Source organism: Paracidovorax valerianellae (genome assembly GCF_900102625.1).
In the GTDB taxonomy this organism is placed as follows: Bacteria; Pseudomonadota; Gammaproteobacteria; order Burkholderiales; family Burkholderiaceae_C; genus Paracidovorax; species Paracidovorax valerianellae.
In genome coordinates, this window is sequence record NZ_FMZC01000027.1 from 20,839 (window position 1) to 30,865 (window position 10,027).

14 protein-coding genes are annotated in these 10,027 nt (G+C 59.5%); 3 read left to right on the forward strand and 11 right to left on the reverse strand.

What is annotated here, in order from left to right; translation table 11 throughout:
* Positions 1-68: 68 nt before the first annotated feature.
* The 9 genes from BLT03_RS23070 to BLT03_RS23110 form a co-directional block, all read right to left on the reverse strand.
* Entirely contained in the window at positions 69-1,184 is a 1,116-nt protein-coding gene (locus BLT03_RS23070; protein WP_245711534.1) for a DUF6094 domain-containing protein, read from the reverse strand.
* 138 nt (positions 1,185-1,322) lie between these two features.
* Positions 1,323-1,811 (reverse strand): DUF7673 family protein, encoded by a 489-nt coding sequence (locus BLT03_RS23075; RefSeq protein WP_092746117.1) that lies wholly within the window; start codon positions 1,809-1,811, stop codon positions 1,323-1,325.
* A 15-nt stretch (positions 1,812-1,826) separates the two neighbouring features.
* The gene (locus BLT03_RS23080; RefSeq protein WP_092746118.1) at positions 1,827-2,111 is read right to left on the reverse strand and encodes a hypothetical protein; all 285 of its coding nucleotides are present in this window, start codon (positions 2,109-2,111) and stop codon (positions 1,827-1,829) included.
* Positions 2,112-2,189: 78 nt separating this feature from the next.
* A complete protein-coding gene (locus BLT03_RS23085; protein ID WP_092746119.1) occupies positions 2,190-2,477 on the reverse strand; it encodes a hypothetical protein in 288 nt (95 codons plus the stop codon).
* 232 nt (positions 2,478-2,709) lie between these two features.
* On the reverse strand, positions 2,710-3,021 hold the full coding sequence (locus tag BLT03_RS23090) for a hypothetical protein (RefSeq protein WP_092746120.1): 312 nt from the start codon (positions 3,019-3,021) through the stop codon (positions 2,710-2,712).
* 508 nt (positions 3,022-3,529) lie between these two features.
* Complete coding sequence (locus BLT03_RS23095; protein ID WP_092746121.1) at positions 3,530-4,144, reverse strand: DUF3275 family protein; 615 nt, start codon at positions 4,142-4,144, stop codon at positions 3,530-3,532.
* A 365-nt stretch (positions 4,145-4,509) separates the two neighbouring features.
* Positions 4,510-4,776, reverse strand: a complete 267-nt coding sequence (locus BLT03_RS23100; RefSeq protein WP_175537852.1) for a hypothetical protein — start codon at positions 4,774-4,776, stop codon at positions 4,510-4,512.
* Positions 4,777-4,793: 17 nt separating this feature from the next.
* Positions 4,794-5,030 (reverse strand): hypothetical protein, encoded by a 237-nt coding sequence (locus BLT03_RS23105; RefSeq protein WP_092746123.1) that lies wholly within the window; start codon positions 5,028-5,030, stop codon positions 4,794-4,796.
* Between the two features lie 129 nt (positions 5,031-5,159).
* Positions 5,160-5,912, reverse strand: a complete 753-nt coding sequence (locus tag BLT03_RS23110; protein WP_092746131.1) for a DUF3577 domain-containing protein — start codon at positions 5,910-5,912, stop codon at positions 5,160-5,162.
* A 330-nt stretch (positions 5,913-6,242) separates the two neighbouring features.
* On the opposite strand from BLT03_RS23110, the gene BLT03_RS23115 reads away from it, so the two are divergent.
* Complete coding sequence (locus tag BLT03_RS23115) at positions 6,243-7,220, forward strand: DNA-binding protein (protein WP_092746124.1); 978 nt, start codon at positions 6,243-6,245, stop codon at positions 7,218-7,220.
* A 346-nt stretch (positions 7,221-7,566) separates the two neighbouring features.
* On the opposite strand, the gene BLT03_RS24955 is transcribed toward BLT03_RS23115, so the two are convergent.
* A complete protein-coding gene (locus BLT03_RS24955) occupies positions 7,567-7,842 on the reverse strand; it encodes an RDD family protein (protein WP_353615290.1) in 276 nt (91 codons plus the stop codon).
* Between BLT03_RS24955 and BLT03_RS24960 the strand changes: the two genes are divergently transcribed.
* Together BLT03_RS24960 and BLT03_RS24240 are read left to right on the forward strand one after the other, a co-directional pair.
* Positions 7,739-7,999 (forward strand): hypothetical protein, encoded by a 261-nt coding sequence (locus BLT03_RS24960; RefSeq protein ID WP_245711537.1) that lies wholly within the window; start codon positions 7,739-7,741, stop codon positions 7,997-7,999. The genes BLT03_RS24955 and BLT03_RS24960 overlap by 104 nt on opposite strands.
* Before the next feature lie 538 nt (positions 8,000-8,537).
* Positions 8,538-8,933 carry a hypothetical protein gene (locus tag BLT03_RS24240; RefSeq protein ID WP_139160517.1) on the forward strand — a complete coding sequence of 132 codons (396 nt, stop codon included), beginning with the start codon at positions 8,538-8,540 and terminating at the stop codon, positions 8,931-8,933.
* A gap of 301 nt (positions 8,934-9,234) precedes the next feature.
* On the opposite strand, the gene BLT03_RS24250 is transcribed toward BLT03_RS24240, so the two are convergent.
* A complete protein-coding gene (locus tag BLT03_RS24250; RefSeq protein WP_139160519.1) occupies positions 9,235-9,843 on the reverse strand; it encodes a hypothetical protein in 609 nt (202 codons plus the stop codon).
* Positions 9,844-10,027: the final 184 nt, after the last annotated feature.

Genomic DNA, 10,027 nt, shown 5'->3' on the forward strand with positions numbered 1-10,027 from the left:
TTTCCCGCAACGGCCGTCTTCGCGGCCGCTGCGGGAACCCATCTGGTGGGTTCTTTGAGATGCGTGCGTCAGCTGATCCGCACGACCTGTCCCAGCCGGTGGTCCGGCGTGAACTCGATGGCGTTGATGATCGGAACGAACTTGTCCAGCATGACGATCGTCTCGCTGACCTTGCCCTTGTCGTCCACTTCGGTCGTGGCCATGCGCTCCTTCTTCTTGAAGGTGTCGCCCTTGATGAGGAACGTGCGCCCGGTGGTGGAGCGGATGCAGCCCGTGACCTGGCCAGCTGCCAGCGCAAGCGCCAGATGCCATTGGGTCATGTCGCGCAGCGGTCTGCGGTGGGTGCCACGCGCTTGATTGAAGCAAGCCTCGAAGTTCGGCCACAGCAGGCCGTTGCGATGCTTTTGCAGTTCGTCAGCCAGTTGCTCGGCATCCATGCGCACTGCATGAAAAACCATCTCACTGCCCTCCTGGATCGGCGGCACCTGGTATGGCGTGTCGAGCCATTCCTCTGGCAATGTTTGATGGGCCAGTGCCCCGGCCTGGGCTTGCGCGAGCATGTCCAGCACATCCTTGCGGGGATGGCCCGGCCGGCATTTCGTGCCGAAGATCACACACTGTTTGAACTCTTGCTCCGGCGCCATGAAGAACCGCAGATCCTGGAAGTTGCGTGCCAGGTAGGTGCGAATCTCGTTGTCGAGTGCATAGAACGGAACGATGTACACGAGGATGCCGCCGAGCATGAGCAACGGGGCAGTCTTCTTGAGAAACGTGCGCTCCAAGCGCTCGGCCTTTTCACGATCGCTATCCGCATCGCTGCGGGTGGCAGAGTCCTTGACGCCATACCCATAAGGTGGGTTCAAGTACAGCAGTCCGATGGACCTGGGTTTGATCACCGCATCGTGGATGTCAGCGTGCAGTACGCGGTCCAAGATGGTCTTCGCGTGCCACGCACGCTCGCGGTCGAACTCCACACCCAAGGTCTCAATGGTCGGACCTGTGCCACTGTCAAACTGCATGCCGTGGCGTAGGTCTGCCAGCGCGGCGCCTTCACCGCAACACGGGTCGAGCAGTCGCATGGGCCGATCGCAAGGGGTGATGAAACGCTGAATGCGAGCGAGGGTTTCATCGTCGGTCGGGAAGTACCCGTTCTTCACGAAATTGCGCGCCAGGCGCGAGAACATCAATGCCATGGGCACATCTCCTTCAAATGAGGGACGGAGATGCCCCGGTGGGGCATGGCCCCGTCCGGGTGGTTGATAACTTGGCACAAGGGCCATGGGCCCCAGCTCGCACGAATGCAAGCCGGGGCGCCACGGGTTTCAGCCTTTGCGAGGCGGGGAACGATGCGTGACCATGTCCTTGAAGCCCCAGCGAGCGATCATGGTTGCCCACAGGACTTCGCCGTTGTCGAAGTAATGGGGAACGTCCTGCTTGCGCAGTCGGCAGTCCATGTGGAGCACGGCAATCACATGGGCATAAAGCGATTCATCGAGCCACCGCAGATCGTTGAGGTTGAACGAGAACAGGTCGCCGTTGTACAGACCCGCGAGAAAGCGGGCGATGTACCTGGCGTGCCTGGCCTCACCTTGCGCGATCCGCAGCAGGATCTTCAAAGACTCGACTCCACGCTGCTCCAGCTGATACCTGTCCTCGTCCGAAGGCGGGGAAAAGTACATCTCCATGAGCTTGCGTGGCGGTTTCTCGCTCTTGGTGCGCAAAGCATTCACGAATTCTTCATAGACCTTGAAGAAGGCCTCTTCCGAACCCGTGGGCACATGCACCATCACGACGGTGTGCTTGTTCGACATGGCACGCCCTCCCGCTCAGGCGGCTCTGCGCTGTTGCGCAGGAGCCAGCCATTGACGTTGCACGAGGAGGTGGACCAGCGACTCCGGCAGATCGGCCCGCAAGGCCGGTTGCATGAAGCAGCTGCGCACCAGCGTGAGCATGGAGCATTTCTGGCCTGGCGCATGGCGTTCACGCGCCAGGATCAGCTTGTCGCACTCCGGTGCAGGTGCGGCAGTCAGCCACTGTCGCAGTACAGCGTGAAATAGCTGGCGCTGCTCTTGTGCCAATCGGGGAAGCACGGGGGGAAAATGGGAAATCATGATCGTCTCCAAGAAAAATGGGGACGACCGAAACCCTGCAGGGACGGTAGTCCCCAGCGGGTTTAAAGAAGAAGTGACCTACAGCAGTTTGATGACTGCCGTCGTGATCACGATGGTGAGGCCGGAAAAGCCGAAGAAGCTGGTGATGATCCAGCGGGTTTGCTCGGCCATTCCGCGCAGCAGACGGTTTTCCATTTCGGAGCCATCGGTCTTGGTAAAGAGTTGATCGCGCATTTCTGCGCGAATCTCATCATTGCCTGCATGGATGGCGGACTCGAACTGCCGCTCGACCTTGCGCGCCGCGTCCGGGGGAATCCCGACCTCGGTGAGCGCTTCGTACAAGCCCAGTTCGACGGTAGATGGCATGCTCAAAAGTTTACTCCTTTAGAGAAAAACTGCGAACACGGTCCCCTGCGGGCCGTGGTCCCGCAGGGGTGGATGAATGAAAGCACTGAACTCGGACCGATTTCGCGGCCCTGGCACGTTTTCAGAGTTGAACGTGCCTGCTTGAAACCATTTTTGGTTTGACTCAAATGGTTTCCCTCACCAGCCGACCTGCGGCTGCTGGGGGAACCCATCTGGGTTCCTCGGGGTTTGATCACGACCAGACAGGCTCGGCTTCAGCCCATCGGATCGCCTCCGCGATTCCCGCCTGGTCCACCGTTTCGGCCGCTGCGCACACGTCGTCCGAGAGGCCGAGGATGTAGAAGCCGGTACTGTTGTCGGGGGTGGTGAAGAAATCGTCACGGTCCACCGCCAACAGCGTCGTGCCGACGACGGCTTCTTCATGCCGCCTCAAGAGCGCGGTGACCTGCGTTCTTGCTTGGGTGGTCAGCGGTACCGGGAATTGTCGAGCCGTGCGTCGCAGGCGAGCCAATTCGTTGCTTCCTTTGCGATTCGGTTTAGTCATGCCATGGGTACTCCTGCAATGGATGCAGGCCCGGCCCCTGCGGGACTCGGAGCCCGCGGGGGTTGATGGAAGAAAGGGAAAGCGCTCGGGCCGCGGGGAGCGGCCTGGCACGTTTTCAGAGTTGAACGTGCCTCTTTGAAACCATCGTTTCAATGGGATGGAAATGGTTTCCCTCAAGAGCCATGTGCCGGCTGCTGGGGGAACCCCTTTCCAGGATTCCGCTGGATTGAGATCAAGTCTTGAATGGATACCTCCTCGCTGCGATATGGACGGGCCCGTTAAGGCCTGTCGTGTTGCGCAGGCGGGCCACCGCGAGCGAAGGTCCAGGTGGCCGAGTAATGGCGCGGTGAACGCATGGGTTCTTCCGCAAAGCCGCGGCACATCAGGTTGCCGCCACCCAGTTGAGAGCAGAGCCCGTGCTGCAAGCAGCGAAGGGCTGTCCCTTGGGCTCCTGGAGCGGCCACGGGACAGCCCTCCTGAAGGGCGGGCTGTTGAAACGTTGCGGAGATCAGCGCTTGGCGAACCAGGTCTGCAGCTTGGGATCGAAGTCGTACCCTTGCTTGCGCAGCCATGCGGCCTGGGATCGGAGCAAAGCCCGGTCCACCGTGGGATCGAGCTTCACCGGATCTGCGCGCTCAATGGCTTCAAGAAGGTCCGCATCGAACAATCCGTCATCCACGGCTTCGACTGACTCTGGAGCCGGCGCAGGTCGGGGTTTCTTGAAATCGTCCCAACGCTTGTCGGCGTGCTGTGCGGCTCCCCTGCACTGTTCCTTGGATGGCTCCGAGGCCTTGGTTTGGCCCTTGACGGGTGTCGGCTCGTCCAGTGGATCGAGTTCAGTGGGTGTGCGGTCGGCGGGAAGTCGGTCCTGAGAGACGACTTGCAGGTCATGCAGACGGGCACGGATTTCCGTGACTCCCTTGCCGAAAGAGATGTACTGCGACAGGTAGATCTCGCTGACCCACACGGTGGCTTTGTATTCCCCTTCCTCGAACTGGTCGAGGAGCGGGTCTTTTACCTTGAATTCGCCAAAGTTCGTGGTGAGGTCCGCGATGCAAAAGGCGCCGTTGCGGCTCTGGCGGATTTTCTTGATCCGCAAAGTCGCGTCGTCAACTCTGATCATTTGCTGGTGGTCTTTCGCGATGTGCGCGGGCCACCGTCCACCCGCGGGGAGACGGGTCCCGGCGGGTATAGAAAAGAAAGCACCGCACCTGCCGAGGCAGGTGGGATGCAGTGGGCTTTGAATGTCTGACAGGCTTGCGACCTGGCAGGCTGGGCACTAGCGGACTTTTGAGGTGTGCGATTCAGCGGTCCGTGCCGACAGGAACCCCAGCTCCGAAGAGCGTGCACGCTTCAGGGGTTGACGTGCCTCATGTGCTGGCGAACCAGCTCCGGTTATTCCAGTGGTACCGGTAAACACTCGCAAAACGGTGCAAAGCATACGCGTTTTTGAAGGCGAGTCAAACTCGCCCTCGCACTTTCCGTGCATCAGTGCATAGACGTTTCGTCGGTTTGAGGCTCGCTCCGACATTTGGGAGACGCAACGGCAGCTTTCACCTGTTCATCGCGTTCGATCAGCCAATCTGGCTCGGCACCAGGCAGCAGTTTCTCGACGCACTTTCGCTGTGCGAACCATGCGATGGCCAAAGCCTGGTACTCGATCTCTTGAGGCGTCTGACCTTCGTCGAGCATGCGCTGTACAGCGGTGCTCAATGCATCATTGATCTCTCGCAACTCGTCGGGGGTGAAGTTCATGTCAAGCATTTGCATCATCAGGGTTCCTGCTTTTGGGTCCAGTTGCCGTCCTGCAGGGCCTGCCGGGCGAGTTCGTCGGTCCGAAAGTATTCGTTGGACTCCCGAGAGACGGGGCCCTCTTCACCGGCGGTGCCGACGTAGTAGCCACGCTGTGATTGCAGAACCTGCAGGGGCAGTAGCTTGCCGCACCACTCTTTGGCCAAATGTCCATGGAGAGTGGGTGCTGTGCTGGAGACGGTAGTAGCTTGGTTCATGGTGTATGCCTTTCGTGAAAAAAGGGACACCTGCCCCCACTGGGGATCGGTGGTCCCCAGGGGATGGAAGAAAAAAGAAAACCCCCTTGCCTGCAATGCAGGTTCAGGGGTTTGAGGGCTTACGGCGAATCAGGCAGGGGCGGAATCGACGGTCCTGCGGACAGCCCTTCCCGTTGCATAGCCCGCGTTGTACGCTGCATTTCCTTGAGGAGGTGCAGCGGGTGGGCGGGCAGCCTGTGGGTGCCGTGGTGGAGCCGGTGGGCGGTTCACTGGGCCACGTTGTTGGCGTGGCTGCTGGGCAGCGTGCTGCGCGGAGCGCTCTGCAGGTCGTGCCGCCGGCGCTGGCGCCGGTTGCTCCTGCCTTTGCTCTTGCTCAGGCTCGTGCCACTCTTGATCGACCCCCTCCCCTTGCGACGGTTCGTCGTAACCGGGTTGCAGGTCGTCTTGAGGTGCATCCGCCTCACGGCGGTACACGTTCTCGCCGTCGATGGTGATGCTGTTGATCAGAAGCAGGCGCCCCTTGATGAGGGTAGCCATCTCCTTTTGACCCGTCTTGCGACGGTTCTGATCCAGCACATCGCGTTCGTACAGGTGAGGGTAGATGTCGCCGATCCGAAAGGACACGACGACCTTGCGCTGTTCCCGAACATCGACCTCCAGTCTTTCGACCATGTCGATGGCTTCGTCCCCACTGACCCGAAGATCGAAGTAGGTGTAGTCAGGTTTGTCTGCATTTCCACGCAAGGCGGAAATGCTGCATGCCAGAAAAGTGTCGGCACGGCGGCCGCCATTCTTGGTTTCAACCCAGCGGACGCGGTTGAGGTAACCGATGCCGTTGGTATGCAGATTGAAATAGTCGTTGCCTTGGGTGGTTGCAGTCATGGTGATTTCCAAAAAGATGAACTTGAGGAAATCACGCACCTAACCCACAGCCTTGCGGCTGAGGACAGGGAAACATGATTTCCCTGTCCGGGTTACGAAGATGAAGGTACTCCGGAATCGACCTTGGGGGTCGATTCGCGCGCCTGTCAGGAGTTGAGGCGCTTCGTGGTGCCTTGCGGCGGTTCACGGGGCGAACGTTATTCAAACCGACCTCGATTGTCAAGATGGCTCGCGCGTCGCGGCATCCGGCCCTGCCCGGCCTAAAAACGATCAATTGTATTTTGTAGTATCGTGCAATCTACAACATACAGACATTCACGGGAGCACCCAATGGCAGCGATTACCAAAGAGCGGATTTTTGCGGTGGCGGACGAGCTGGACGCGGCGGGTGCCAGTCCCACCCTGGCGGCGGTGCGCAAGCAACTGGGCAGCGGCAGCTTCACGACCATCTCCGAGGCCATGGTGGAGTGGCGCGCCCGGCAGACTGCGCGAAAGACACCTGTCGTGGAGCCGGCGCCGCAGGCGTTCACGGAGAAACTCGGGGAGCTGGCCAATCACCTGTGGTCACTGGCCCTGGAAACCGCCAATGGCCGGCTGGCCGCGGAGAGACATAACCTGGAAGTCGTGCGCGACCAGGCGCAGGCAGCGCGCCTTGAGGCGGAGGAATTAGCCAACGCGCTCGCAATTGAATTGGACGAGGCCAAGGCCCGCAGCGATGCGTTCCAGGAATTGCTGGCCACGTCGAGGGCCGAGGCTGACGACCTACGGAACAAGCTGGCGGTGGGGAATGCGAGCGCGGCCCAGGCGGATGCCCGCGCCGGCGAACTGCGCACCGAACTGGATCGCGCCCACGGCGACGCCCAGCAAGCGCGCGCCGAGCGCGGCAAGGCCCAGGCGCTGGTCGACGCCCATGCTACGCAGATCGAAGCCCTGCGCACCGAGTTGGCCGGCGCGACGAGCCGCACGGCGGAGATCCAGCGCCGCGCCGATGAACTGCGCGCGGATCTGGAGCGGGCCCATCTGTCGACCGACCAGGCGCGCTCGGCATTGGATCAGGCACAGAAGGCGGCGAATGCAACGAGCGAGGAGCGCGATCAGGCGCGCACGGAGTTGACCAAGCTGCAGGCCGGCGCCGAGGTGGCGGCGCAGCTGCACCAGGAGCAACGCAAGAGCATCGCTGCGGAGGCGCTGCGGCAAGCGGAGCGGCTGACAGCGGCTCAGGCCGAGCGCGACCAGGCGCGGGAGGAAGCGGCCATGCTGCGCGGCCGGCTGGAGGCACTTACGGCTGGCTCGCGACCGAAGAAATAACCGGCCATTCACCCAGCAACTGTTTGCGTACGGTTTTTCGTAGCATACGGTTTTTCGTTCCTTTGGGCCCAGTGATCAGCAGCAATGCAAGGGCATCGCTGCCGAGGGGCCACGGGAAGCGGAGAGGCTGACTGCGGGCCAGGCCGAGTGCGACCAAGCGTGGGAGGAAGCCGCTACGCTGCGCGGCCGACTGGAGGCGCTCAAGGCCGGTTCGGGTTCGGGGAAAGCCTAATCACCCTTGTGATACATCCTCCTTGGCTGGCAGGTGCAGTTGATGCACCAGAACTGGCTCTATCCCTGCAATGAGAATTCACAGGCCAGCCAGGTTAAGGTCGTTTGCCAAGCCCTATCGATCTGGCCGTCTAAAGCTAACGGCTTCAACGCCCCGTTTCTTCGATCTTACGACCACGGTCCCTGCCAGCTTGTCGTGCCAGCCCTGTTTCCGACCATCGAATCCCACAGAGAACAACCCCAGGCAAAGCGGGACCATGGAGACTATGCATGCAAGGTAGCGTCCGATGGACTGCCCCAACGTGAGGGAGTTGCCGGTCGCGGCGTCCACCACGCGGGCGCCAATGACCATCTTGCCGGGAGTCGCTTGTCGGGTGATCCAGAAAAGCATTACCACTACGAAGGGAAAGATCCGGGAGGAACTGAACTCCATCGCTGACCTGCTGAACAACCGGCCGCGGGCTACGCTCGACTGGCGCAGCCCCATCCAGCCCATGCGCGAACTCGTGCAAGGTATGGACGAGCAGCGCGACGCGGCAATCCATTAATCGTTCAGCAAATGCCCGGTATTGCATTTCCGATTTGAAACCGCCCACTCTTAATGTATATCGATTGCGTGCTAGGTTCGCATTTGTGGAAAACTTTTCGCAAAGATCCATCGCGCTCTGCAGGCGTCTGTGATGCTGATAGGCCAATTAATCAACTAGGAAGTTAATCATGGGTGGATGTTGTTCGGTGCCGAGTCATGTCTCCAATCGCTACGCTCGGTCGGAGGTTTCTCAAGGCGAATCACCCCGCGCAGAGGGTACATCAGGGGCGAGCACGCCCGCCAGTAGTGTTGGAGGACACTTGGGCGAGTTGGCTACATTGAACCGCAGTTCACCCTTGAGGTCGTCCTCCATAGCACCGCGTACTCATATGTCTCGTGAGCAAATGGTGGTTAGCAAAGTGCTAAATCGAGTGAGGAATGAGTATTACAGACCGAATCTCAAATCCTCAAACAAAACGAGACCGAACCGCGGCGCCGAGGAAAGTCGCCGGGTCGAGAGAGCAAAAATCGAGATTCTGAGAATGAGGGGGCAAGCTATGTACGACACAAACACCAACGCTGTAAGCGTCGCCATGGATGGAAGAGCCCACAATTGCGGAGAACTGACAACTTTGGCAAGACTGTATTTGGAAGACGAAGGTTACGTGGCGCGAACACTGGAATTTGTCGCGGACCATGTCGTTGCAGTGATCGGCGCTGGCTCAGGTGGTCTTCCAGCCGATATGTCCGAGTGGGACTCAGATATTTACATCTGTGATCCGTGGAGCAACATCGCTTGTCTAGGCAATAATTACCCTGAACAATTTCTTGCCAAGATGTCAAGATGGCAAGAAGAGGGGAAATTTATAAAAATCGACGACCGAGGTTTTGTCTCACCGCTTGATGAGCGTTGGGTTAATGATGTGCTGGAAGGGGGGAAAACCGCGTTCTGATCCTACCTGCAGACCGGACCGAGTCGCCCATCAATCCGTCGAGCCTGACGCGCTAGGGATTCTCTACACGAATCCCCTGAGAAGTGCTTGAACGAGGTCTGAAGCCCAGACAATATGGCCATGAAGCAAAGCAGCCTGGGCCTGAGCAACACCGTCAAGCGCACCCGTAAGCGTGAATTCTTGGATGCGATGGAACTAGGTGCCGCGCGTTGGCCACGTCATCGCTGCGGCCTCGAGGGTCGCGCAGCTAGCCCGTCATTGCGACGAGGGTGTGCGCTATGTCATCGTTCATCGGCATAGTTCAGCGTGACGCTTCGGCCGCACTGGCTGGACGGTTTTTTCCTTTGGTCGGCCTCCCCGATCGTTTCGCTTTCGCCGGCTTGGGGTACGGATTCAAGGGCACTTCGTAGAACTGCCTGGACTCCAAAATGGACTGGTTGGCTTCGAGCATGTGATAGTGGTGGTCGTCGTTCCAGATCTTGATGAGGCCTTCGATAGTTGCTTCATCTGGAAAAATCGCCGCCATAGCGCAAACGTCGAAATCTCTGTGTTGATTGCAGTCGAGTGCGTAATATCCGCCTATACGGAACAGCACCGGTTCGGCGCCGCAGTGTGGGCACCCTTTGACGCGATAAACCTTGTCGCCGTCGCCGTTTTCTTCTACACGGGTTTCCTCGCGCTGGTCTTCGAGACCATTCAAATCGCACGTCGACGATGCATCGACGGAGACTTCATATGACCGTCTGGATTCCAGCATGTTCCGGTCCTCGCCAAGCCTTTCATAGCCGTGGTTGTCGTTCCAATCGTCGATCAACTCAGACAATGCTGCGTCGGGAGTCCGCTTCTCAAGCACTGGCGTGTCAGGAACGTCGGAGCCAACCCAACGGACGATGTATTCGGTAGCACGCACGGTGAAATCGCGGTGCTGCAGGCAAGTCGGGCCTGGCGCCCATCCGGATGCGCGAAGACCAAGTGATCCCAGGTCGCTGCGAACCCTTCGGTAGTCCGCCCTGAACAATCTGCAAGCCCTTGATCTGACACGTAGTTCTGCTGATGGATGGGCGCAGGATTTGCAAGGTATGGTTGTTCCAGTA